Below are 23,417 nucleotides of genomic sequence, written 5' to 3'. Positions count from 1 at the left end.
TACCGACGGGTAGCATCATCGTAGCTACTTGCTGGTAGATGTACGAGGAACCCTGCCTCCTCCCCGATCCGTTACGGAGCCGTCGCCATGGGGCACTACAAGTCGAATCTCCGCGACATCGAGTTCAACCTCTTCGAGGTCCTCGGGCGCGACAAGCTGTACGGCACCGGCCCGTTCGCGGAGATGGACGTCGAGACCGCCAAGAGCATCCTCGACGAGATCGCCCGCCTCGCGGAGAACGACCTCGCCGAGTCCTTCGCCGACGCCGACCGCAACCCGCCGGTCTTCGACCCCGAGACCAACACCGCCCCGGTGCCGGCGAGCTTCAAGAAGAGCTACAAGGCCTTCATGGACTCCGAGTACTGGCGCCTGGGCCTCCCCGAGGAGATCGGCGGCACCACCGCGCCGCGCTCCCTCGTCTGGTCCTACGCCGAGCTGCTCCTCGGCTCGAACCCGGCGATATGGATGTACTCCTCGGGTCCGGCGTTCGCCGGCATCCTCCACGAGGAGGGCAACGAGGCGCAGAAGAAGGTCGCCCGGATCGCGGTCGAGAAGCAGTGGGGCTCCACCATGGTCCTCACCGAGCCCGACGCGGGCTCGGACGTCGGCGCCGGCCGCACCAAGGCGATCCAGCAGGACGACGGCTCCTGGCACATCGAGGGCGTGAAGCGCTTCATCACCTCCGGTGAGCACGACATGGAGGAGAACATCCTCCACTACGTCCTCGCCCGCCCCGAGGGCCACGGCCCCGGCACCAAGGGCCTGTCCCTCTTCCTCGTGCCGAAGTTCCACTTCGACTGGGAGACCGGCGAGCTGGGCGAGCGCAACGGCGTCTACGCCACCAACGTCGAGCACAAGATGGGCCTCAAGGCGTCCAACACGTGCGAGATGACCTTCGGCGACAAGCACCCCGCCAAGGGCTGGCTGATCGGCGACAAGCACGACGGCATCCGCCAGATGTTCATGATCATCGAGTTCGCCCGCATGATGGTCGGCACGAAGGCGATCTCCACGCTCTCGACGGGCTACCTCAACGCGCTGGAGTACGCCAAGGAGCGCGTCCAGGGCCCCGACCTGGCGAACTTCATGGACAAGACCGCGCCCAAGGTCACCATCACCCACCACCCCGACGTGCGCCGCTCGCTGATGACGCAGAAGGCGTACGCGGAGGGCATGCGCTCCCTCGTCCTCTACACCGCCGCGGTGCAGGACGAGATCGCGTTCAAGGAGGCCGCGGGCGAGGACGCCAAGTCCCTGCACGGCCTCAACGACCTGCTGCTGCCGATCGTGAAGGGCTACGGCTCCGAGAAGGCGTACGAGCAGCTCGCCCAGTCGCTCCAGATCTTCGGCGGCTCCGGGTACCTGCAGGAGTACCCGATCGAGCAGTACATCCGCGACGCCAAGATCGACACCCTCTACGAGGGCACCACGGCGATCCAGGGCCAGGACTACTTCTTCCGGAAGATCGTCCGTGACCAGGGCGCCTCGCTGAACCTGCTGGCCGAGGAGATCAAGAAGTTCCTCGCGGTCGGCACCGGCGGCGAGGAGCTGGCCGCCGCCCGCGACGCCCTCTCCAAGGCCGCCGTGGACCTGGAGGCGATCGTCGGCCGGATGCTCACCGACCTCACCGCCACCGGCGAGGACGTCAAGAACATCTACAAGGTCGGCCTCAACACCACCCGTCTGCTGCTCGCCTCCGGCGACGTCGTCGTCGGCTACCTGCTGCTGCGCGGTGCCGCCGTCGCCGCCGAGAAGCTGGAGACCGCCTCCGCCAAGGACAAGGCGTTCTACCAGGGCAAGATCGCGGCCGCGAAGTTCTTCGCCGCCAACGTCCTGCCGGGCGTCTCGCTCGCCCGCGAGATCGCCGAGGGCGTCGACAACGACCTGATGGAGCTGGACGAGGCGGCCTTCTAGTCCGCGCCTCGCACCACACCGCAGCGAAGGCCCGCTCCCGTACGCCGGGGAGCGGGCCTTCCGCCGTACCGGGGCCCACCGCCCCGTACCGCGCCGCGCACCGCCGGTCCCCCGGGCGGAGCGGCCGCGCGAGGAACGCTCGTTAAGGTGAACACCATGAGCAGTCGTGCAGCCTCCCCGTCGTCCGCCGCCTTCGACCGCGGCCACACCGAGGACATGATGTCCTTCCTGGCGGCGAGTCCCTCGCCCTACCACGCCGTGGCGAACGCCGCCGAGCGGCTGGAGAAGGCCGGATTCCGGCGGGTCGAGGAGACCGACGCCTGGGACGGGACGAGCGGCGGGAAGTACGTGCTCCGGGGCGGCGCGATCATCGCCTGGTACGTGCCGGAGGGCGCACCGGCGCACACCCCCTTCCGCATCGTCGGCGCCCACACCGACTCCCCCAACCTCCGGGTCAAGCCCGAGCCGGACATGGGCGCGCACGGCTGGCGGCAGATCGCCGTCGAGATCTACGGCGGACCGCTGCTCAACTCCTGGCTCGACCGCGACCTCGGCCTCGCCGGGCGGCTCACCCTGCGGGACGGCTCCACCCGCCTGGTGAACATCGACCGGCCGCTGCTGCGCGTGCCCCAGCTCGCGATCCACATGGACCGCTCGATCTACGAGAAGGGGCTCCAGCTCGACAAGCAGAAGCACATGCAGCCCATCTGGGGTCTCGGCGGCACCGTCAGGGAAGGCGATCTGATCTCCTTCCTGGAGGACGAGAGCGGACTCGCCCCCGGCGAGGTCACCGGCTGGGACCTGATGACCCACGCCCTGGAAGCCCCCGCGTTCCTCGGCCGGAACCGCGAACTCGTGGCCGGTCCGCGGATGGACAACCTGCTCTCCGTGCACGCCGGGACCGCGGCGCTCGCCGCCGTCTCCGGCCGGGACGACCTGGCGTACATCCCCGTCCTCGCCGCCTTCGACCACGAGGAGAACGGCTCCCAGGCGGACACCGGCGCGGACGGCCCGCTCCTCGGGTCGGTGCTCGAACGCTCGGTGTTCGCCCGCGGTGGCACCTACGAGGACCGCGCCCGCGCGTTCGCCGGCACCGTCTGCCTCTCCTCCGACACCGGCCACGCCGTGCACCCCAACTACGCCGAGCGCCACGACCCCACGCACCACCCCCGCCCCAACCGCGGCCCCATCCTGAAGGTCAACGCCAACCAGCGGTACGCGACGGACGGCAGCGGCCGGGCCGTGTTCGCCGCCGCCTGCGAGCGCGCCGGCGTGGAGTGGCAGACGTTCGTCTCCAACAACGCGATGCCGTGCGGCACGACGATCGGCCCGATCACCGCCGCCCGCCACGGGATCCGGACCGTCGACATCGGCGTGGCGATCCTCTCGATGCACAGCGCCCGCGAACTCTGCGGCGCGGACGACCCGTACCTGCTGGCCAACGCGCTGGTGGCGTTCCTTCAGGGCTGACGCGCGCGGGCGCGGTGCCGAGCGCCGTGCGGACGTCGTCCAGGCATTCCTGCGTAGGTGTCGCGGGCCGGGGTACCCGGAGGTCCTACATCGACACAGGAGGCGGAGATCATGGGCCTGGGAGGCTGCATCCTGCTGATCGGCGCGGGGGCGATTCTCACCTTCGCGACCGACTGGAAGACCGAGAGCGTCAACCTCGACCTGGTCGGCCTGATCATGATGGCGGTCGGCATCATCGGCGTCGCCACCTTCACCAGCATCGCGCGCCGTCGCCGCGCGGTCGTGCCCCCGGTCGCCCCGACCGTGGTGGAGGAGCCCCGGAGCGGCTACGAGCGCTGACCCGGCAGCCGGCCGGCGGCACTCCGAGGACCGGACGTCGGCCGCACACCGCAGCCGGCGTCCGCCGGCATCCCCTGACATCCGCTGACATCTGCGAAACACCCCGCCGCGCAGGGTGTTTCGCATGGTTCTCCTGGGACAGGGGACGGCCCTCGTGCGTCATCGCGGTCCGTCCCGGAAGAAGCGCGCCGCCCTGCTCGCCGCGGCCACCGCGGTCGTCGTCGCCCTCGCCGGACTGCTGATCCACCAGTACAACGACCGTCCGCCATGGGCGGACGACGTCGCCTACGAAGGCGGCTACCTGCTCGCCAACCGCATCCGGAAGGCCGACGCCACCGGCGAGCGGACGAAGGAACTCCTCGACGGCGGCTGCGCCCGGCTGCTCCGGGAAGGTGCCGGAGCGCGCCGGGCCACCCACAAACCGGGTCTGTGGGTGGCCGGTTGCCTCGACGCCGCCGCGGGGCGCGAACCCACCAAGCAGGGCCTGTTCCACTGACGCCCGCCCGCCGGGCCGCACCGCCGGGCCGGCTACCCCTCGTCCATGCCCGCGAGCATCAGCGGCAGCCGGGCCACCCCGTCCGGCGTCACCCGGACCGGAACACCCCAGTCCTGCTGGTGCACATGGCACGCCGGGTACTCGTTCGCGGGATCGTCGTCGCACGAGGCCGCCATCGCCGACACGTGCAGCACGCCTTCCGTCACCGCCGGATTCAGCTCCAGCTCCCGGAACAGGTCCGTGCCCGCACCCTCGCCCGCGGCCAGCAGCTCCGGCGGGGTCGACGACACCAGCAGCCTGGTCGACGGGCCGTAACGGGTGTCGAGCTTCTGCCCCTCGGGGGCCTGGAAGACCACGTCGAGCCGCAGCGTCCCCGGCGCCACCTCGGTGGCCGCACGCTGCGTACGGTGCGCCACCGCCTCCACCCGGACGGCCTCCTCGGGCAGCCGCAGCCTCGTCAGCCGGTGCCGCGCCGACTCCACGACGACGATCTCGTCGCCGTCCAGCACCGCGCCGGACGGCTCGCGCAGATCGGTCGCGAGGGTCGTCACCGTCTCGGTCGCCGGATCGTAGCGCCGGAGCGCGTGGTTGTACGTGTCGGACACCGCCACCGAGCCGTCGGGCAGGGCGGTGACGCCCAACGGGTGCTGGAGCAGGGCCTGTCCGGCCTCCCCGTCCCGGTGCCCGAAGTCGAAGAGACCGCTGCCGACCGCGGTGTGCACGACGCCGTCGGTGCCGATCCAGCGCAGCGCGGACGTCTCCGAGTCGGCGATCCACAGCCGGTCCTCGGTCGCGGCCAGACCGGAGGGCTGCGCGAACCACGCCTCGGCCGCCGGGCCGTCCACGAGACCCTCGTTGGTGGTACCGGCGGCCACCTCGACGGTGCCGGTCTCCGGGTCGTACGTCCACAGCTGGTGGACACCCGCCATCGCGATCCACACCTTGCCCTGCCACCAGGCGACGTCCCACGGCGACGACAGATCCACCTCGAGCGCCGGCCCCGACGTCGGCGACCCCTGCCACCACTGCCGCCCCGTCCCCGCGACACGCTCGATCGCGCCGGTCCCGGGGTCGAACGTCCGCAGTGCGTGGTTCACGGTGTCGGCGACGATCACCTTCCCCGACGGCAGCAGCGCCAGCCCCTGCGGCTCCCGGAAGTCGCCGTCGCCGATCCGCCGCACGACGGTCTCGCCGTCCGACTCCAGCTCGACCAGCTGGTGCCGCGTCGAATCCGAGACCAGAATCCGCCCGGAGGGCAGCCGCACGGCCTTCCCCGGGAAGCGCAGATCCGTCGCGACCGGCTCCGGCGGCACGTACGGCCCGTCCCCGCGCCGCAGCGTCCCCTTCGCCTCGTGCTCGATCTCCAGCTGCTCCACGAGCCGCTCGATGGCGTGCGCGTGGCCCTCACCGGCGTGCTGGGCGACGACGTACCCCTCGGGGTCGATCACCACGAGCGTCGGCCAGGCCCGGACCGCGTACTGCTTCCAGGTCGCGAGCTCGGGGTCGTCGAGGACGGGGTGGTGCACCTCGTACCGCTCGACGGCGTCGGCGACGGCCTGGTGCTCGGCCTCGTGCACGAACTTCGGCGAGTGGACGCCGATGATCACCGTGGTGTCGCGGTGCTTCTCCTCGAGCTCGCGCAGCTCGTCCAGGACATGCAGGCAGTTGATGCAGCAGAACGTCCAAAAATCGAGAATGGTGATGCGTCCTCGCAGGTCGGCGAGGGTGAGGTCCTTGCCTCCGGTGTTCAGCCAGCCGCCCTTGCCGATCAGCTCGGGGGCACGGACACGGGCACGGCGACGGGGCGCGGGGGTGGGCGCCGGGGCGGGATCGTTCATACATCAAGCTTGCCACCCTGGTACGAACGTCGGATCACACACACGCGGCGGGGGGCGCGACGGATGACTGCGGACGGGAACGAGTCGGCTGCCGGTGGGACGGCACCGAAGGCGCAGGTGTTCATGGCACTGCCAGGGCGGGCGCAGGACCGGAGGGACGCGTTCGAGGCCTGCCTGGCCGAAGTCGTGCGGAGCCTCGGGCTCGACGTCGCCTCCGAATCGGAGCCCGGCGCTCCCCGGGCCTGGCAGCATCGCGCCCGCACTGCGCTGCGAGGCGCATGCCTCCGGGGCATGACCCTCTCCGAGGAGTCCTTCGACGTGCTGCTCAAGGCGGCCGTCCACGATCCCGACCCGAGCTTCAACCGCCAGTTCGTCGAGCCGGCCCTGAACGCATTCGGGTACGCGCGCGTCCGAGTCGCGCTGCTCGCGTACCTGCGGACGGGCACGGATCCTGAACGGGTGGGCGCCGCGCGGGCCTGGTACTGGACGGCCCTGCCGCTGCGGATGCCCCAGGTGGAGGCGGAAGGCCCCGGCGCGACAGGCGTGGCTGAGACCGATGACGGCTCGGCCGTGGTGGCGGAGTGGGATGAGGCGACTCTGCGCGCGTTCGTGACCAACGAGAACGTGGACGTCCGGCGCTGCATCCTGCAGGGTCTCCCACTCCGCAAGTCGGCCTACTCTCCGGAGATGCACGACCTGGTGGACAGGGCGGTGGCGATAGCCCGATCGCATCCGGACGACTACATCCGTCACCGTGTGGAACACCAGGTCGGCGACTGACACCCCGCCGGGCGCGCTTGCCGTGGGGCTCGGACAGCAGGGTCGGTGACCGCCCTCGTCTTCGGCCGACCGGGCCGCGGCGGCACGGGAGAGGCGGGGACCGCGGAGCGTCAGGGCCTGGCGGACGCCGGCGGTGCCAGGCCCAGGCGGCGGTCCTTGAGGGCCGGGAACTGGTCGCGGGTCGCGGCGGGCTTCTTCGGGTCGAGGTCGACGGTGAGGACCTCCTCGCCGGCGCCCGCCTCCGCGAGGACCTCGCCCCAGGGGTCGACGACGATGCTGTGGCCCGCCTGCTCCACGCCCGCGTGGGTGCCTGCGGTGCCGCAGGCGAGGACGTACGACTGGTTCTCGACCGCCCTGGCCCGCGCGAGGAGGGTCCAGTGGGCACGGCGCCGCTCCGGCCAGCCGGCGGGGACCACGAGGACGTCTGCGCCCGCGTCGACCAGGCCGCGGAAGAGTTCCGGGAAGCGCAGGTCGTAACAGGTGCCGAGGCCGAGGGTGGCCTGGGGCAGTCGCACGGTCACCAGGTCCTCGCCCGCGGCCATCATCACGGCCTCGCCCTTGTCGAAGCCGAAGCGGTGGATCTTCCGGTAGACACCCGCGAGGCGGCCCTCGGGGGAGAGGACGAGCGAGGTGTTGAAGAGGCGGCCGTCGGGAGCCCGCTCGACGACGGAGCCCGCGTGCAGCCAGACGCCCGCGGCGGCCGCGGCCTCCGCCATGGCCCGGTGCGTGGGCCCGTCCAGCGTCTCGGCCTCCGCCTCGAAGGACTCGTACGCGAAGGCGCCGACGGGCCACAGTTCGGGGAGGACGACGAGGTCGGATCCACGCTGTCCCCGGACCAGTTCGGCCGCTCGGCGCCGGCGTGAATCCACCGATTCGTCCCGGTCTACTGCGATCTGGATGAGTGAGGCGCGCACACTACCACCGTCCTGGCATTCGAGCCGTCAACACGGGCCTACGATCGTCACACGAAAGCACTGCCGGGGTGCCCAAGGGCAGCGTACTGTTCTCTCCCGGGGGTCACCCCCAGGACCCCCGGCAGCCGCCTGCACCCAGCCCGCGCACGACCGCCGAGGGGTTCCGTGACCGTCCATCCCAGTCTCCAGACCTATGCCGACGCCTGGGCCCACTCCGTCGAAGCCATATCCGAGCTGGTGCAGCCGCTCGCCGAGGGCGAGTGGAACCGCGCGACGCCGTGCCCCGGCTGGTCGGTGCGCGACATCGTCTCGCACGTCATCGGCATGGAGTGCGAGATGCTCGGCGATCCCCGTCCGATCCACACCCTGCCGCGCGATCTCTACCATGTGCGCAGCGAGTTCGCGCGCTACATGGAGATGCAGGTCGATGTGCGCCGCCACCACACGGCGCCGGAGATGACCGCCGAGCTCGAGTACACGATCATCCGGCGGAACCGGCAGCTGCGGAACGAGAACCGTGCGCCCGAGACGATGGTGCGCGCCCCGCTGGGTGCGGAGCAGACGCTGGAACTCGCCTACCGGATGCGGGCGTTCGACATCTGGGTGCACGAACAGGACCTGCGCGTCGCACTGAACAAACCGGGCAACCTCGACTCCCCCGGCGCGCTCGTCGCCCGCGACAACTTCCTCGCGGTGCTGCCGAGGGTCGTGGCCAAGGACGCCGGGGCACCGCCCCATTCGGCGGTGGTCTTCGACGTGCACGGTCCGGTGGAGTTCCTGCGGACGGTGCGGGTCGACGCGGACGGCCGCGGCACCATCGACGGCGCGCCCTCGCTGGGCCCGGCCGCGACGCTGACGCTGGACTGGGAGACGTACGTACGTCTGGCGGCCGGACGGGTCCGGCCCGCGGTCGTCGCCGACCGGATCAAGGTCGAGGGGGACGCCGAACTCGCGGGCGCGATCCTGGAATCGTTCGCGGTGACGCCTTAGCGGTCGGCGCCCGTCGCCGCGGTGACCCGCGGCGACGCGTCCGGCGCTGCAGCGGCCCGGGGCGCCGGCGGTCCGGCCGGGACGTCGGACGGCGGTCCGGCCGGGACGTCGGCGGCGGGTGGGCGTGCGGCCGTCGAGGCGGGCGCGGGTTCGCGTCCGCCCCGGGGCGCGGCGCGCGTCTCACGCCGGGACGTGCACCGCCTCGACCCGGCTCGCCACCAGCCGCTCCCGCTCCCGTCGGACCGTGCGCGCCCGCAGCCGCAGGATCTGCGTCACGCCCAGCGCCTCCAGGACGAAGACGGCCGAGAAGGCGATCCGGTAGTCGCCCCCGGTCGCGTCCAGCAGTACGCCCACCGCCAGCAGCGTGGTCATGGACGCCACGAAGCCGCCCATGTTGACGATGCCGGACGCCGTCCCCTGGCGGTCCGGAGGATTGGCGGGCCGGGCGAAGTCGAAGCCGATCATCGAGGCGGGACCGCATGCGCCGAGGACCGCGCACAGCGTGATCAGCAGCCACATCGGGGCCCGGTCGCCGGGATGGGCGAGGGTGGCGGCCCACACCGTGGCCGTCGCCGCGACCGTGCCGAGGGCGAGCGGCGCCCGCGCGGCGTGGTGCCGGGCGATGATCTGGCCGTAGACCAGCCCCACCACCATGTTGGAGACGACCACGAGGGTGAGCAGCCCGCCCGCCGCCTCCCGGGAGAGCCGCTGGGCCTCGACGAGGAACGGCAGGCCCCACAACAGCAGGAACACCATCGCCGGGAACTGGGTGGTGAAGTGCACCCACATCCCGAGGCGGGTGCCGGGCTCGCGCCAGGACAGGGCGATCTGCCGGCGGACGTAGGCCGCCCCGGCGTGCTCGGCGGGCGGCGGCTCCCAGCCCTCGGGATGGTCCTTGAGGAAGAGGACGAGCAGGACGAGGACGACCACTCCGGCCGCGGCACTGCCCCCGAACGTCGCGGTCCAGCCGAGGCCGTCCAGCATCCGGGAGACCACGATCGTGGAGACCAGGTTGCCGGCCATGCCGAACAGGGCGGCGACCTGGGCGACGAACGGGCCGCGGCGGGCGGGGAACCAGCGGGAGCCGAGCCGCAGCACGCTGATAAAGGTCATCGCGTCGCCGCAGCCGAGGAGTGCCCGCGCGGCGAGGGCCGTGCCGTACGAGGGGGAGAGCGCGAAGCCGAGCTGGCCCGCGGTGAAGAGGACGACGCCGATGGTCAGCACCTTCTTGGTGCCGAGCCGGTCGACCATGAGGCCGACGGGTATCTGCATGCCCGCGTAGACGAGCAGTTGGAGTATGGAGAAGGTCGAGAGCGCGGAGGCGTTGACGTCGAAGCGGTCGGCGGCGTCGAGCCCGGCGACGCCGAGCGACGTACGGAAGATGACGGCGACGAAGTAGACGGCGACGCCGATGCCCCAGACGAGGGCGGCCCGGCGTCCGCCCGGGGGATCGCCGGGCAGTGCGGCGGACTCCCGGCTCATCGCTCCTCACCCCGGACCAGCACCTTGACCCAGCCCAGGTGCTGGTGCACACAGGCCGCGGCCCGGTCGGTGTCACCGGCCCTGATGGCGTCCAGCATCTCGGCGTGCTCGGCGATGTTCTTGGCGATGCGGTCGGGGTGCGAGTGCATGACGGCGACGCCCATCCGCAACTGGCGGTCGCGCAGCTGGTCGTAGAGGCGGGAGAGGATCTGGTTGCCGGCGTGGCGGACGATCTCCGCGTGGAAGCAGCGGTCGGTGACGGCTACCTCGGCGAGGTCGCCGGACTCGGCGCGCCGCTTCTGCTCCTCGAGCAGCTCCTCCAGCCGCTCGATCAGGCGGGGCGGGGCGGGTACGGCCCGGCGGACGGCGAACTCCTCGACCAGCAGCCGGGTTTCGACGACGTCGGCGATCTCCTGCGCGGAGACGGCGAGGACGAGCGCGCCCTTCTTCGGATAGAGCTTGAGGAGCCCTTCCATCTCCAGCTTGAGGAGCGCCTCGCGGACCGGGGTGCGGGACACCCCGACGGCCTCGGCGAGTTCGCCCTCGGTGAGGAGGGTGCCGCCCTCGTAGCGGCGGTCGAGGACGGCCTGCTTGATGTGGGCGTAGACGCGTTCGGCGGCGGGCGGCTGTCTCACGGGGGCGGCGGGCATGCGCACAGCATAGATACAACAGGTGCGCAACAGCAGTACATGTCCACCATTCAGGACGCCGCGGAGGGCGGGATCGCGGGGCGGGGAGCCGACCCGGGGCCCGGCGGCGGGACGGACGGGGAAGTCGTCCGAGACGCACGCCACATCCGTACATCCCTTCACCCCTCTCACGTGTCTTCTATCGGGATCGTTCTTTCTTCAGGTCCCAATCGACTTTGAAAGCCCAGGCTTTCGACGCATACGCGACTATTCGGAGCGTTTCCTTTGAAAACCAGCCACAAGGGCCTGCGCCGCGCCGCCACCGTCGCTCTCGCGGGTGGTCTGCTGCTGACGGCCTCGCCCCTGGCCGCCCCCGCACAGGCGGCCACGCCGATCCCGTCCATCACCGCCAAGGGCGGCTTCCTCCTGGACCAGGCGGACGGCAAGCCCGTCTACGGCAAGGCCAACAACACGCGCCGGCAGATGGCGAGCACGACGAAGCTGGTCACGGCCATAACGGTCCTCACCATCCCGGGCGTGGACCTGAACAAGAAGGTCACCGTCAAGGCCGAGTACCGCAACTACGTCGCCCGGGAGGGCGCCAGCACCGCGGACCTGCGCACCGGTGACAAGCTCACCGTCCGCCAGCTGCTCTCCGGGCTGATGCTGCCGTCCGGCTGCGACGCCGCGTACGCCCTCGCCGACACCTACGGCACGGGCACGACGACCGCCGCCCGCACGAAGTCCTTCATCGGCAAGATGAACGCGAAGGCCAAGCAGCTCGGCCTGGTCAACACCAAGTTCGACTCGTTCGACGGCATCTCCACGACCGGGAACAACTACACGACCCCGTGGGACCTCGCGAAGCTGGCACGGCACGCGATGAGCAGCTCCGTCTTCCGTGACGTCGTCAAGCCGACGTCGTACAAGGCCGCGGCCACGACCAGCACGGGCGGCACCCGCACGTACACCTGGTACAACACCAACAAGCTGCTGGGCTCCTACAGCGGCGCCATCGGTGTGAAGACCGGCACCGGCACGGCGGCGGGCCCCTGCCTCGTCTTCGCCGCGACCCGCAACGGAAAGACCTACACGGGCGTCGTCCTGGCCTCGTCCACCGGCGACAACCGCTTCACGGACGCCGCGAAGCTGCTCGACTTCGGCTTCGCCTCCACCACCGCCCGCACGATGGAGCTGCGTTCGCTCCCGGCCGGCGCACAGCGCGACTGATCACCGCGCTCACCGATCGACGGAAAGGTCCCGGGACGCGGCGGCGTCCCGGGACCTTCTTCGTGCGGTGTCGCGTGTGAACCGGCCGATCAGGCCCAGGTGATGAGCCTCTTCGGCTGCTCCAGCACGGCCGCGACGTCCGCCAGCACCTTGGAGCCCAGTTCGCCGTCGACCAGGCGGTGGTCGAAGGAGAGCGCCAGGGTGGTGACCTGGCGGGGCTTGACCTTGCCCTTGTGGACCCACGGCTGGAGCTTGATCGCGCCGACCGCGAGGATCGCCGACTCGCCGGGGTTGAGGATCGGCGTGCCGGTGTCGACCCCGAAGACGCCCACGTTGGTGATGGTCATCGTGCCGCCCTGCATGGCGGCCGGGGTCGTCCTGCCCTCACGGGCCGTGGACACCAGCTCACCGAGGGCCTCGGCGAGCTGTGGCAGGGTCTTGTCGTGCGCGTCCTTGATGTTCGGCACGATCAGTCCGCGCGGGGTGGCCGCGGCGATGCCCAGGTTGACGTAGTGCTTGAGCACGATCTCCTGGTTGGCCTCGTCCCAGGCGGCGTTGACCTCGGGGTTGCGCCTGATCGCGACCAGCAGCGCCTTGGCGATGAGCAGCAGGGGGTTCACCCGCAGCCCGGCCATGTCCTTGTCGGACTTCAGCTCCTCGACGAGCTTCATCGTGCGGGTGACGTCGACCGTGACGAACTCGGTGACGTGCGGCGCGGTGAAGGCGGAGCCGACCATCGCCGCAGCGGTGGCCTTCCGGACGCCCTTGACCGGGATCCGGGTCTCGCGGGCACCGGCCACCGCCGCCCCAGCGGGCGCCGCCGCGGTCTCCGCGACCACGGGCTCGGGTGCCGCGACGGGCGCCGGAGCCTCGGCCGGGGCCACGGCCGCGCGGACGTCGTCGCGGGTGATGATCCCGTCGGGACCACTGGGCACGACCGTGGCGAGGTCCACCCCGAGGTCCTTGGCGAGCTTGCGGACCGGAGGCTTGGCCAGCGGGCGCGGCGCGGCGGGTGCCGCGGTCCCGTGACCGTTCAGCTCGGCCTGCACGGCCGCCTTCGCCTCGGCCTGCGCGGCCGGCTGCGCCTGCCCGGGAACCGAAGTGCCCTTGCGCGGACGGCGCTTGGTGGAGGACTCGGCCACGCCGTAGCCGACCAGCACGGGCTGGCGGCCGGCGGGCTTGTCCTTGGCCTGCGCCTCCGGCTCGGCGGCAGCGACCGCGGGCTCGGTGGCCGCCGGCGGCGGCTCCTCGACCGGGCCGGAGCCCGGCGCCACATCCACGGTGATGATGGCGGTGCCGACGTCCACGGTGGTGCCCTCGTCGAAGCGCAGCTCGTGCACCACTCCGTCGTACGGGATCGGCAGCTCCACCGCGGCCTTGGCGGTCTCGACCTCGCACACGACCTGGCCGTCGGTGACGGTGTCACCGGGCTGGACGTACCACTTGAGGATCTCGGCCTCGGTGAGCCCCTCGCCCACGTCGGGCATCTTGAACTCGCGGAATCGGGCGGAAGCGTCAGTCATCGTCGTCACGACCCTCTCCTCAGTACGCCAGCGAGCGGTCGACGGCGTCGAGCACCCGGTCCAGTCCCGGAAGGTACTCCTCCTCCAGCCGGGCCGGCGGGTACGGAGCGTGGAATCCGCCGACCCGCAGGACCGGCGCCTCCAGGTGGTAGAAGCACCGCTCCGTGATGCGGGCGGCGATCTCCGCGCCGGAGCCGTAGAACACCGGGGCCTCGTGGACGACGACCAGCCGGCCGGTCCGCTCCACCGACTTCTGGACGGCGTCGAAGTCGATCGGGGACATCGAGCGCAGGTCCAGGACCTCGACCGACTTGCCCTCCTCCTCGGCGGCCGCAGCGGCCTCCAGGCACACCTTCACCATCGGGCCGTAGGCGGCGAGGGTGATGTCCGTGCCGGCGCGGGCGACCCGGGCGGCGTGCAGCGGGTCGGGAATGGACTCGGTGTCGACCTCGCCCTTGTCCCAGTAGCGCCGCTTCGGCTCGAAGAAGATCACCGGGTCGTCGCTCTGGATGGCCTGCTGCAGCATCCAGTAGCCGTCGGCCGCGTTCGACGGCGAGACGACCTTGAGGCCGGCCACGTGGGCGAAGAGCGCCTCGGGCGACTCGGAGTGGTGCTCGACCGCGCCGATGCCGCCGCCGTACGGGATACGGACGACGACCGGAAGCTTGATCTTGCCCAGCGCGCGGGCGTGCATCTTCGCGAGCTGCGTGACGATCTGGTCGTACGCGGGGAAGACGAATCCGTCGAACTGGATCTCGACGACGGGGCGGTAGCCGCGCAGCGCGAGACCGATCGCGGTGCCGACGATCCCCGACTCGGCGAGCGGGGTGTCGATGACCCGCTCCTCGCCGAAGTCCTTCTGGAGCCCGTCGGTGATGCGGAAGACTCCGCCGAGTTTGCCCACGTCCTCGCCCATGACGAGAACCTTGGGGTCGGTGTCGAGGGCCTTGCGCAGCGACTCGTTGAGCGCCTTGGCGAGCGACATCTTCTCTACGGCCATGGCTACTTGCCCTCCTGCGGCGCGTCGGCGAACGACGCCTGGTACGCGGCGAACTGCGCGCGCTCCTCGTCGACGAGGGCGTGCCCGTCGGCGTAGACGTTGTCGAACATGGCCATGTCGTCCGGGTCGGGCATGGCGCGCACCGCCTCACGGACGCGCTTCGCGAGCGCGTCGCTCTCCGCGTCGAGCTCGGTGAAGAAGGCCTCGTCAGCGAGGCCCTGGGCGGCGAGGTACTTCCGCAGCCGAAGGATCGGGTCCTTGGCCTCCCAGGCCACCCGCTCGTCGTCGTGGCGGTAGCGGGTGGGGTCGTCGGAGGTGGTGTGGGCACCCATGCGGTAGGTGAACGCCTCGACCAGCGTCGGGCCCTCGCCCCGGCGGGCGCGCTCCAGCGCGGACCGGGTCACGGCCAGGCACGCGAGCACGTCGTTGCCGTCCACTCGGACTCCGGGGAAGCCGAAGCCCTGGGCACGCTGGTACAGCGGCACCCTGGTCTGGCGCTCGGTGGGCTCGGAGATCGCCCACTGGTTGTTCTGGCAGAAGAACACGACCGGGGCGTTGTAGACCGCGGAGAAGGTGAACGACTCCGCCACGTCGCCCTGGCTGGAGGCACCGTCGCCGAAGTACGCGATCACCGCGGAGTCGGCGCCGTCCTTGGCGACTCCCATCGCGTAGCCGGTGGCGTGCAGCGTCTGCGAGCCGATGACGATCGTGTACAGGTGGAAATTGTTGCTGTTCGGATCCCACCCGCCGTGGTTCACACCACGGAACATCCCGAGCAGGTTCGTCGGGTCGACCCCGCGGCACCAGGCGACGCCGTGCTCGCGGTAGGTCGGGAAGACGTAGTCGTCGTCGCGCAGGGCACGGCCGGAGCCGATCTGGGCGGCCTCCTGGCCGAGCAGCGAGGCCCACAGGCCCAGCTCGCCCTGACGCTGCAGGGCCGTGGCCTCGGCGTCGAAGCGGCGGGTGAGGACCATGTCCCGGTAGAGCCCGCGGAGCTCATCGGGGCCGAGATCGGCGACAAAGTGGTCGTAGTCCGGGTGCTCGACCCGCTCACCCTCGGGCGTCAGCAGCTGTACGAGCTGGGGCTCGGCGCTCGTTGGCTTCTTCGCGGCGCTGACGCGCTTACTGCTGCGGCGCGGTTTGCGCGCGGCAGTGTTCTCCACGGTCACGTGCGTGCTCCTCCGTCTGTCCGGCTCCCCGGGGTCCGCCGGGGTCCAGTGCGGCTCGCCTGTTTCCCTACGGTGCACGGGGTGGGTGCGGCTCGGCCGGGAACAGGCGTGACAGGTGCCCCGGCGAGCGCCTGCCAAAGGCACGTTACCCAGTGGGGCGCATTCCTGCGAAACCCCATTTGACCTGCGATTTTGCTTGGATTTCCAAGTAAATCGAGAAATACGGGAACAACCACTGGTCACAGCCTTGCCGGCTGCCGGAACACGGGCACGTTATCCCGGTCACCCCGGCATGGGAAGAGTGAGTATGTGAGACTTGGGCCGTGCACGAAGAAGGAAAAATCACCGTATTCCTGGTGGACGACCACGAGGTCGTGCGCCGCGGCGTGTACGAACTGCTCTCCGTCGAGGACGACATCGAGGTCGTCGGCGAGGCCGGTACGGCGGCAGATGCCCTGGTCAGGATCCCTGCAGTGCGCCCGGACGTGGCGATCCTCGATGTGCGCCTCCCCGACGGCAGCGGCGTCGAGGTCTGCCGGGAGGTGCGTTCGCAGAACGAGGACATCAAATGTCTGATGCTCACGTCGTACGCGGACGACGAAGCGCTCTTCGACGCGATCATGGCCGGGGCCTCGGGCTATGTCCTGAAGGCGATCCGCGGGTCCGAGCTGCTGACGGCGGTGCGGGACGTGGCGGCGGGCAAGTCCCTGCTCGATCCGGTCGCGACCGCGCGCGTCCTCGAGCGGCTGCGGGACGGGAACGCCCCCAAGACCGACGACAAGCTGGCGAGCCTGACCGAGCAGGAGCGCAGGATCCTGGACCTGATCGGCGAGGGGCTGACCAACCGGGCCATCGGCGAGCGGCTGCACCTGGCCGAGAAGACGATCAAGAACTATGTCTCCAGCCTGCTGTCCAAGCTGGGCATGGAACGCCGCTCCCAGGCCGCCGCCTACGTGGCACGGCTCCAGGCCGAACGGCACTGAGGCACCCGTACACCCGGAGCGCCGGAATCCACCCGGACGGGCCGAAGCCGTCCGGGTGAGGTACGTCCGCCCGGGGCCGGGGATCGCCGGCTGGGCGGACGGACGGAAGGCCGGTGGGCGCGGAGGCACGGGCGGCGAGGGGCCGGGCCCGCCGGAGGCCACGGCCGGCCGGGACGAAAGGCCCCCTGGGAGAGGGGCGGGCGGCTCTGGTCCCGGCCCGGGCGGGGCCCGGAGAGTGGGTCCATGCCGATCCAGGATCTCTGCTCCGCCGAGGAACTCCGCGCCGTCGAACTGCTCTCCCGGGTCCGCTACGGCCGGCTGGCCACCACCATGAGCGCCATGCTGACCGTCGTACCCGCCCGCCACGTCGTCTCCGGCGGCTGCGTCCTGCTGCGCCTGCACCGCCGCCCGGGCTACCACCACGCCTGCGCCGGGACGGTGGTGGCGTACGGCGCGGACGACCTCGACTCCGCCGCGGCGGTCCGCTGGTCGGTCCAGATCACCGGCACCGCGGAGCTGACCCTGCCGACCGAGGACGAGATCACGCGGTTCGGCCCGAGCCCGCGCCAGGTCGACGGTGAGCCCTTCGAACCGGTCTACATGCGCCTCACGCCCCGCTTTGTCACGGTGCACACGCTGGACTGATCCCGGCAGCGACATCAGCGACACGCTGGGTGATCTAACATCTGACGGGTGCCGCGCTCATCTGCTACTGCCCCACCCCCCATTGCCCCACCCCCTGTCGCCGCGCTGCTGCGCAGGTACGAGGACGCCGGCGAACCCCTCTCCTGCGAACCCGTCACCCAGGGACTGCTGAACCGCGGCTACCGGCTCGCCACCACGCGCGGTGCCTACTTCCTCAAACAGCACGTCGACGAGCCGACCGCCGACCGGGCGACCATCGCCCGCCAGCACCGCGCCGTCCGCCGCCTCCAGTCGCTCGGCGTTCCCGTCGCCCCGCCCGTGGCCGACGGCTCCGGGGACACCGTGGCCGAGATCGGCGGGCGCTGCTACGCCCTGCACCCCTGGGTGGACGGCCGGCACCGCCGCGGCGCGCAGCTCACCACCGTCGAGTCCCGCCGGCTGGGCGCGCTCCTCGGCCTGGTCCACACCGGTCTGGAGCGGGTCATGGACGCGGAGCCGGGGGAGCGCCGGGGCCCGGTCCGCCCGCACGAGAGTGCGGACCCGGAGGAGACCTTCGCCCTCATCGACGCACTGCTGGGGCTGGCCCGCTCCCACCGCCCCAGGGACAGCTTCGACGCCCTCGCCGAGCACCGGCTGCTGGAGCGCCGCGCCCTGCTGGAGGGCCACGCGCACCGCCGGCCGCCGCCGGCCGCCGCCGGGGGCTGGGTGCACGGGGACTTCCACCCGCTCAACCTGCTCTACCGGGGCGACCACCGGGGCGCGGAACCGGCCGCGATCGTCGACTGGGACCGGCTGGGTGTCCATCCGCGGGCCGAGGAGGCCGTGCGGGCAGCGGCGATCTTCTTCGTCCGGCCCTCGGGGAAGCTCGAGCTGGGGAAGGTACGGGCCTATGCGCGCGCCTACCGGCGGGCGGCCGGGGCCGATCCGGTGGAACTCGCCGCCGCCGTGCACCGGGTGTGGTGGGAGCGGCTCAACGACTTCTGGATACTGCGCTGGCGCTACCAGCTGCACGACCGAAGGGCCGACCCGCAGTTCCCTGCGGTGTCGGCCCTGGCGGTGTGGTGGACGCGGGAGTACGAGGCGGTGTGCGAGGCCTTCGCCGGCTGACGGCGCCCGCCCGCCCCGGGTCAGCCCGCCGTGGTTCCGGTGGTGGTGCCGGCGTCGGCGCCTTCGGTCGTCCCCGTGGTCGTGCCCGCGTCCGTGCCCGCCGAAGTACCGGTCGAGGTGCCCGCGTCCGTGCCCGCCGAAGTACCGGTCGAGGTGCCCTCGGTCGTCCCCTCCGTCGTGCCCTCGCTGGTGTTGCCCTCCGTCGAGCCCTCCGTCGTGCCCTCCGTGGTGCCCTCGGTGTCCGAGGGCGTGTCCGAGGGGTCGTGACTCGGGCTCTGCGGCTCCGAAGGCGACGGGTCCTGCTGGGAGGGACGCTCGCTCGGCGGCCATTCGCCCTGGTTGCCGCTCGTCCCCTGGTCCGGCTCCTCTTCCTCCTCGGGCTGCTCCTCGGAGGGGGTCGGCGAAGGATCGGACGAGGTGGGGGTGTTGGAGACCTTCTGGTCGTCCTTCGGCTTCGTGCCCGGGCTGCCGGCCCGGTCCAGCGCGAAGGCCACGCCCGCCACGACCGCGATCACCGCGAGCGCGACGAACAGCCACACCTTGCCCTTGCCGCCCCTGCCGCCGCCGGGCCCGGTGGCGTAGGCGCCGTCCTCGGGATTGCGCGGCGGGAGGAGCGGGCCCTGCGAGGTCTCCCCGTGGTGCGGGTGACCCATCACCGCCGTCGCGCCCATCATGCCGTGCGCCGGCGTGTGGCCGCCCTCGTGCATCTCGACCGGGCCGGTGTTCCAGGCGCCCGTGTGGCTGCCCTGCTGCTGGAGCATCTGCAGCCCGTACTGCACGAGCGCCCGCATCTCCTCGGCGCTCTGGAACCGGTCGTCGGGGTCCTTGGCGAGCGCTCGCATCGCGAGCCCGTCCAGCTCCGGCGGGGCCACGTCCGAGACCTCGGAGGGGGGCACCGGCATGTCCTGGACGTGCTGGTAGACGACGGACAACGGTGTCTCACCGGTGAACGGCGGGCGCAGCGCGAGCAGTTCGTACAGCAGACAGCCCGTGGCGTAGAGGTCGGACCGGTGGTCGACGGCCTTGCCGAGCGCCTGCTCGGGAGAGAGGTACTGGGGCGTGCCCATGACCATGCCGGTCTGGGTCATCGTCGTCGAAGCGCCGTGCAGCGCACGGGCGATGCCGAAGTCCATCACCTTGACGGCGCCGCCGTTGGTGATGATGACGTTCGCGGGCTTGATGTCGCGGTGGACGATGCCGTGCTGGTGCGAGTACGCGAGGGCCTCGAGGACGCCGGAGACGATGATGAGCGCCTGCTCGGGCGGCGGCGCCTCGGCGTTGATCAGCAGGTCGCGGATGGTGTGGCCCTCGACCAGCTCCATCACGATGTACGGCACGGACTGGCCGTCCACGACGTCCTCGCCGGAGTCGTACACGGCCACGATGGCATGGTGGTTGAGGCCGGCGACCGACTGCGCCTCGCGCGTGAAGCGCGCCTTGGACACCGGGTCCTCGGCCAGATCCGCCCGGAGCAGCTTCACGGCGACGGTACGGCCGAGACGGACGTCCTCCGCCGCGAACACCTCCGCCATACCGCCCCGGCCAAGACGGTGGGTCAGCCGGTAACGGCCGTCGCCGACGAGCCCGCCGACGCCCCAGGAGTCCGCAGCATCCGACACTCCGCCGCCATGTGGTTCGGATTCGGGTGCCATCAGTCCTCGCCGTCGTGTCTTGCCGCGCCGCGCGCTGCGCGCGAGCGGCGTCTCTCGGTGGTTCGACACGTCACGCTACAGGCTTCCGGTGACGCGCCGGTCCGAGATGGACCGGTCATCAAACCCGTTGCCGTTGCGCGTGAGCAAATCGCGTCCGGTTCCTGTAACGCTTGCGAGACGCTTCTTGTGCGTACGGTCACGGAACGGGCACCCGGCTTGACGTGTCACTGCCCTCGGGCAGACTTGCCACGTAATCCGGATCACCGCGGCCACCGCTCGTCGGTGTGCGTGCCTAGGGGGAAGCACAGTCATGAGCCAGGACGGGGCACAGAGCGGCCGCTACGCGGGCGGTTCGGTGGCGGGTGGCCGGTACCAGCTTCGCGACCTGCTCGGCGAAGGCGGGATGGCGTCGGTGTACCTGGCGTACGACAGTGCGCTGGACCGGCAGGTCGCCATCAAGACCCTCCACACCGAACTCGGCCGGGAACAGTCCTTCCGCGAGCGTTTCCGGCGCGAGGCGCAGGCCGTCGCCAAGCTGTCCCACACGAACATCGTCTCCGTCTTCGACACCGGTGAGGACGCCGTGGCCTTCAGCGGCTCCGCCGCGGGCGACGGCGGCGTCATGCCGTACATCGTCATGGAGTACGTGGAGGGCAAGCCGCTCGGCTCCGTCCTCCAGGAGGACACGCGGCAGTTCGGTGCGATGCCTGCCGACAAGGCGCTCAAGGTGACCGCCGACGTGCTGGCCGCGCTGGAGACCAGCCATGAGATGGGCCTGGTCCACCGGGACATCAAGCCGGGCAACGTGATGATGACGAAGCGCGGCGTCGTCAAGGTCATGGACTTCGGCATCGCCCGCGCCATGCAGTCGGGCGTCACGTCGATGACGCAGACCGGCATGGTGGTCGGCACCCCGCAGTACCTCTCGCCCGAGCAGGCCCTCGGACGCGGCGTCGACGCCCGCTCGGACCTGTACTCGGTCGGCATCATGCTCTTCCAGTTGCTGACGGGCCGGCTGCCGTTCGACGCGGACTCGCCGCTGGCGATCGCGTACGCGCACGTCCAGGAGGAGCCGGTCGCACCGTCGTCCATCAACCGCTCGGTGACCCCGGCGATGGACGCGCTGGTCGCACGTGCGCTGAAGAAGAACCCGAACGAGCGCTTCCCCAGCGCCGCCGCCATGCGCGACGAGTGCCTGCGGGTCGCGGGTGCCGGCCAGACGCACGCGCCGGTCATCGTGCAGGGCGCACCGACGACGAACAGCGGCTCGGGTGTCGCGTCCGCGGTCTTCCCGCCGGTGGACCAGTCCACCCCGGCCCCGGGCCCGCACAGCGTCCAGCAGCCGTACCAGCCCGGCCCGTACGGCCCGTCGACCCCCGCCCCCGGTCCGGTGCCCGGCCCCGCCCCCAGCTACGGCTACCCGCACCAGGTTCCGGCTCCGGCGTACCAGAACCAGGCCCCGGCGCCGCACACGTACCACCTCTCCCCCCAGCAGCCCGGCGCCCCGGCGTCGTCCGGCGGCGGGCGCAACATGCCGGTGATCGTCGGCTCGATCGTCGTGGCGCTCCTCGCGGTCGGCGGAGTGATCACGGCGCTCGCCCTGAACGGCGACGACAAGGGCGGTGGCGGCGCCGACCCGTCGCCCACGGGGTCGGCGGTGGCGGGCCACAAGCCCCCGGAGCGCAACCGCACGATGGACACGGACGAGTGCACGGACGCCCAGGAGGACAGCGACGACCCGGCGAAGGTCCGGGCGCCCAGCTTCACGTACAAGGACGTCATCTCCGTCAAGTCGTGCCTGCAGGCGGCGGGCTGGAAGTTCAAGGTCACGGAGAAGGACGACCCGCAGTTCGCCGAGGACCAGGTCATCGACCAGTTCCCGACGGAGGGCACCGCCGTGGTGCCGGGAAACCAGACCTTCGAGCTGACGGTCGGCACGGGGGACCCGGGGTACTAGGCCGTGGCCGAGGCGGTCCGGGGAGCGAGCGGCGCGCCCGCGCACGCCGAGGGGGCCTCTGCCCCGAGAGCGAACGGCCCCGAGCGTGAGCGGCCCTGACCGTGAGCGGTCCGGCACGCTTTCGTGCCGGACCGCTCACCGTCAAGCAGTCCGGTTTTGCCCGGGATGCCGGAAACACCCGGCCATGTGACGCTGAGTCCGAAACCTCGGCGACCTGGCTCGGGAGGGGGTCACTCCGTGACTCCGAAGCTCCGCACGCACTGCGCGACGACCCTCGCGGCACTGGCGCTCACCCTGCCCGTGGCGTCGTACGCCTACGCCGAGAGCCCCCTGACCCACGCCGAGGACGCGCGCGGAGAAGGAGAGGGACAGCGCGGCGACAGCGGCCGGGACGGCCGTCACTACGGCCCCGGACGCAAGGGGGACGCGCGGAACGGGCGGTTCGGCGGCGAGGCACGCGATGAACGCGGCCCCCACGGCGGCGAGGCGCACGGCGGGGGCGGCCGTTACGGCCGAGACGGGCACGGCGAGGAACGCGGGTACTCCGGGGGGCAGGGCGGTCGCGCGGACGACGACGGCCCGGACCGTCCGACGCATCGCCACGGCATTCCGGCGCACGGCTCACCGTCGGCCCCGAGGGTCGAGGGCAGCACGCCGTCGCCGGACAACGGCGACGGCGATCGTCCGGCGGCGCCCCGGCACCCCGGGAAACCGGGCACACCGCCTGCCGGGACGGCCGCCGAACGGCCCGATCCGTCGCCCACCGCGTCGCTGGCCGGACGTCAGGCGGGTGAGGGCCGGCTGCGCCCCGGCCGGACCGCCGTTCCCTCGCTCGACGCGTCGCCGTCACCCGATCGGCCCCACGGCCACGACGGCCATGAGCACGGGGTCGACCGCGGCCGCGAGCCCGATGAGGACATGACGCCGCGCACCGAGGACGAGGACGAGTCGCAGGCCGTGCCCGACGAGCCGTCACCCTCGGAACCCACCTCCGCGGACGACGCCTCCCCCGCCGCCGCGGGCGAGTCCCACCCGCAGCCCGTGTCCCAGCCGCTCGAACGCCAGATCCCGGTGCTGACACTGGGCGCCGGCTGTGCCCTCATGGGACTGGGGCTCGGATACATGGGGCTGCGGCTGCGCCGCGGCTGAGCCCCGCACCGCGCCGTCCACCTGTTCGCCCCCGGTCCGGCCCTTCATCGCCCCGATTCGTCCGGGTGCGTACACCGGTGTCATCCTCCGCTGGCCCGGGGGTCCCCCGTACGGCCTACGCCCGACGTCCGTCTCAGGGCGGTTGGCCGT

20 protein-coding genes are annotated in these 23,417 nt (G+C 71.6%); 12 read left to right on the top strand and 8 right to left on the bottom strand.

What is annotated here, in order from left to right:
* The first annotated feature begins 87 nt into the window (after positions 1-87).
* The 4 genes from BLT82_RS10875 (at position 88) to BLT82_RS10860 (ending at position 4,219) form a co-directional block, all read left to right on the top strand.
* Positions 88-1,914, top strand: coding sequence for an acyl-CoA dehydrogenase (locus tag BLT82_RS10875; protein WP_093653706.1), 1,827 nt, complete (start codon positions 88-90; stop codon positions 1,912-1,914).
* Positions 1,915-2,070: 156 nt separating this feature from the next.
* Complete coding sequence (locus tag BLT82_RS10870) at positions 2,071-3,384, top strand: M18 family aminopeptidase (RefSeq protein WP_093653911.1); 1,314 nt, start codon at positions 2,071-2,073, stop codon at positions 3,382-3,384.
* Between the two features lie 111 nt (positions 3,385-3,495).
* On the top strand, positions 3,496-3,723 hold the full coding sequence (locus BLT82_RS10865) for a DUF6458 family protein (RefSeq protein ID WP_093653705.1): 228 nt from the start codon (positions 3,496-3,498) through the stop codon (positions 3,721-3,723).
* A gap of 124 nt (positions 3,724-3,847) precedes the next feature.
* Positions 3,848-4,219, top strand: coding sequence for a hypothetical protein (locus BLT82_RS10860; protein ID WP_093653704.1), 372 nt, complete (start codon positions 3,848-3,850; stop codon positions 4,217-4,219).
* A 32-nt stretch (positions 4,220-4,251) separates the two neighbouring features.
* Here BLT82_RS10860 and BLT82_RS10855 read toward each other — a convergent pair whose 3' ends face one another.
* A complete protein-coding gene (locus tag BLT82_RS10855; RefSeq protein ID WP_093653703.1) occupies positions 4,252-6,057 on the bottom strand; it encodes an NHL domain-containing thioredoxin family protein in 1,806 nt (601 codons plus the stop codon).
* Between the two features lie 123 nt (positions 6,058-6,180).
* Here BLT82_RS10855 and BLT82_RS10850 point away from each other — a divergent pair, with 123 nt between their 5' ends.
* Positions 6,181-6,837, top strand: coding sequence for a hypothetical protein (locus BLT82_RS10850; RefSeq protein ID WP_093653910.1), 657 nt, complete (start codon positions 6,181-6,183; stop codon positions 6,835-6,837).
* 110 nt (positions 6,838-6,947) lie between these two features.
* Here the strand turns inward: BLT82_RS10850 and BLT82_RS10845 are convergent, their stop codons facing one another.
* Positions 6,948-7,751: a carbon-nitrogen family hydrolase gene (locus tag BLT82_RS10845; protein WP_093653702.1), complete on the bottom strand. Its 804-nt coding sequence runs from the start codon at positions 7,749-7,751 to the stop codon at positions 6,948-6,950.
* Between the two features lie 165 nt (positions 7,752-7,916).
* Here BLT82_RS10845 and BLT82_RS10840 point away from each other — a divergent pair, with 165 nt between their 5' ends.
* Positions 7,917-8,741, top strand: coding sequence for a maleylpyruvate isomerase family mycothiol-dependent enzyme (locus BLT82_RS10840; protein WP_093653701.1), 825 nt, complete (start codon positions 7,917-7,919; stop codon positions 8,739-8,741).
* 180 nt (positions 8,742-8,921) lie between these two features.
* On the opposite strand, the gene BLT82_RS10835 is transcribed toward BLT82_RS10840, so the two are convergent.
* Both BLT82_RS10835 and BLT82_RS10830 read right to left on the bottom strand, forming a co-directional pair.
* Entirely contained in the window at positions 8,922-10,223 is a 1,302-nt protein-coding gene (locus BLT82_RS10835) for an MFS transporter (RefSeq protein WP_093653700.1), read from the bottom strand.
* Positions 10,220-10,873: a GntR family transcriptional regulator gene (locus BLT82_RS10830; RefSeq protein WP_208867828.1), complete on the bottom strand. Its 654-nt coding sequence runs from the start codon at positions 10,871-10,873 to the stop codon at positions 10,220-10,222. The genes BLT82_RS10835 and BLT82_RS10830 overlap by 4 nt, the downstream gene beginning before the upstream one ends.
* Before the next feature lie 285 nt (positions 10,874-11,158).
* On the opposite strand from BLT82_RS10830, the gene BLT82_RS10825 reads away from it, so the two are divergent.
* On the top strand, positions 11,159-12,082 hold the full coding sequence (locus tag BLT82_RS10825; RefSeq protein WP_093653909.1) for a D-alanyl-D-alanine carboxypeptidase family protein: 924 nt from the start codon (positions 11,159-11,161) through the stop codon (positions 12,080-12,082).
* Positions 12,083-12,171: 89 nt separating this feature from the next.
* On the opposite strand, the gene BLT82_RS10820 is transcribed toward BLT82_RS10825, so the two are convergent.
* The 3 genes from BLT82_RS10820 to pdhA are packed head-to-tail and all read right to left on the bottom strand — an operon-like array spanning position 12,172 to position 15,774.
* Positions 12,172-13,614 (bottom strand): dihydrolipoamide acetyltransferase family protein, encoded by a 1,443-nt coding sequence (locus tag BLT82_RS10820; protein WP_093653698.1) that lies wholly within the window; start codon positions 13,612-13,614, stop codon positions 12,172-12,174.
* A 10-nt stretch (positions 13,615-13,624) separates the two neighbouring features.
* Positions 13,625-14,605: an alpha-ketoacid dehydrogenase subunit beta gene (locus tag BLT82_RS10815; RefSeq protein WP_093653697.1), complete on the bottom strand. Its 981-nt coding sequence runs from the start codon at positions 14,603-14,605 to the stop codon at positions 13,625-13,627.
* Between the two features lie 2 nt (positions 14,606-14,607).
* Positions 14,608-15,774: a pyruvate dehydrogenase (acetyl-transferring) E1 component subunit alpha gene (pdhA, locus tag BLT82_RS10810; protein ID WP_093653696.1), complete on the bottom strand. Its 1,167-nt coding sequence runs from the start codon at positions 15,772-15,774 to the stop codon at positions 14,608-14,610.
* Between the two features lie 323 nt (positions 15,775-16,097).
* Between pdhA and BLT82_RS10805 the strand changes: the two genes are divergently transcribed.
* From BLT82_RS10805 to BLT82_RS10795, 3 genes are all read left to right on the top strand, one after another.
* Positions 16,098-16,757 (top strand): response regulator, encoded by a 660-nt coding sequence (locus tag BLT82_RS10805; protein ID WP_093653695.1) that lies wholly within the window; start codon positions 16,098-16,100, stop codon positions 16,755-16,757.
* 243 nt (positions 16,758-17,000) lie between these two features.
* Positions 17,001-17,402: a pyridoxamine 5'-phosphate oxidase family protein gene (locus BLT82_RS10800; RefSeq protein WP_093653694.1), complete on the top strand. Its 402-nt coding sequence runs from the start codon at positions 17,001-17,003 to the stop codon at positions 17,400-17,402.
* A gap of 48 nt (positions 17,403-17,450) precedes the next feature.
* Positions 17,451-18,509, top strand: coding sequence for a phosphotransferase (locus tag BLT82_RS10795; protein ID WP_093653693.1), 1,059 nt, complete (start codon positions 17,451-17,453; stop codon positions 18,507-18,509).
* 20 nt (positions 18,510-18,529) lie between these two features.
* Here BLT82_RS10795 and BLT82_RS10790 read toward each other — a convergent pair whose 3' ends face one another.
* The gene (locus BLT82_RS10790) at positions 18,530-20,161 is read right to left on the bottom strand and encodes a protein kinase domain-containing protein (RefSeq protein WP_093653692.1); all 1,632 of its coding nucleotides are present in this window, start codon (positions 20,159-20,161) and stop codon (positions 18,530-18,532) included.
* Between the two features lie 310 nt (positions 20,162-20,471).
* Here BLT82_RS10790 and BLT82_RS10785 point away from each other — a divergent pair, with 310 nt between their 5' ends.
* Together BLT82_RS10785 and BLT82_RS37115 are read left to right on the top strand one after the other, a co-directional pair.
* A complete protein-coding gene (locus tag BLT82_RS10785; RefSeq protein WP_093653691.1) occupies positions 20,472-22,118 on the top strand; it encodes a protein kinase domain-containing protein in 1,647 nt (548 codons plus the stop codon).
* Between the two features lie 237 nt (positions 22,119-22,355).
* Entirely contained in the window at positions 22,356-23,267 is a 912-nt protein-coding gene (locus tag BLT82_RS37115) for a hypothetical protein (RefSeq protein WP_093653690.1), read from the top strand.
* The last annotated feature ends 150 nt before the right edge of the window (positions 23,268-23,417 follow it).

This window comes from Streptomyces wuyuanensis (genome assembly GCF_900103455.1).
GTDB lineage: Bacteria > Actinomycetota > Actinomycetes > Streptomycetales > Streptomycetaceae > Streptomyces > Streptomyces wuyuanensis.
The sequence above is the reverse complement of the archived record's forward strand: the minus strand, read 5'-3'. Positions and strand labels throughout refer to the sequence as shown.

Excerpts from the sequence above, each read along its gene's own strand:
- BLT82_RS10875 (WP_093653706.1), top strand. The coding sequence starts at position 88 with ATGGGGCACTACAAGTCGAATCTCCGCGACATCGAGTTCAACCTCTTC.
- BLT82_RS10870 (WP_093653911.1), top strand. The coding sequence starts at position 2,071 with ATGAGCAGTCGTGCAGCCTCCCCGTCGTCCGCCGCCTTCGACCGCGGC.
- BLT82_RS10865 (WP_093653705.1), top strand. The coding sequence starts at position 3,496 with ATGGGCCTGGGAGGCTGCATCCTGCTGATCGGCGCGGGGGCGATTCTC.
- BLT82_RS10860 (WP_093653704.1), top strand. The coding sequence starts at position 3,848 with ATGGTTCTCCTGGGACAGGGGACGGCCCTCGTGCGTCATCGCGGTCCG.
- BLT82_RS10855 (WP_093653703.1), bottom strand. The coding sequence starts at position 6,057 with ATGAACGATCCCGCCCCGGCGCCCACCCCCGCGCCCCGTCGCCGTGCC.
- BLT82_RS10850 (WP_093653910.1), top strand. The coding sequence starts at position 6,181 with ATGGCACTGCCAGGGCGGGCGCAGGACCGGAGGGACGCGTTCGAGGCC.
- BLT82_RS10835 (WP_093653700.1), bottom strand. The coding sequence starts at position 10,223 with ATGAGCCGGGAGTCCGCCGCACTGCCCGGCGATCCCCCGGGCGGACGC.
- BLT82_RS10830 (WP_208867828.1), bottom strand. The coding sequence starts at position 10,873 with ATGCCCGCCGCCCCCGTGAGACAGCCGCCCGCCGCCGAACGCGTCTAC.
- BLT82_RS10815 (WP_093653697.1), bottom strand. The coding sequence starts at position 14,605 with ATGGCCGTAGAGAAGATGTCGCTCGCCAAGGCGCTCAACGAGTCGCTG.
- BLT82_RS10800 (WP_093653694.1), top strand. The coding sequence starts at position 17,001 with ATGCCGATCCAGGATCTCTGCTCCGCCGAGGAACTCCGCGCCGTCGAA.
- BLT82_RS10790 (WP_093653692.1), bottom strand. The coding sequence starts at position 20,161 with ATGGCACCCGAATCCGAACCACATGGCGGCGGAGTGTCGGATGCTGCG.
- BLT82_RS10785 (WP_093653691.1), top strand. The coding sequence starts at position 20,472 with ATGAGCCAGGACGGGGCACAGAGCGGCCGCTACGCGGGCGGTTCGGTG.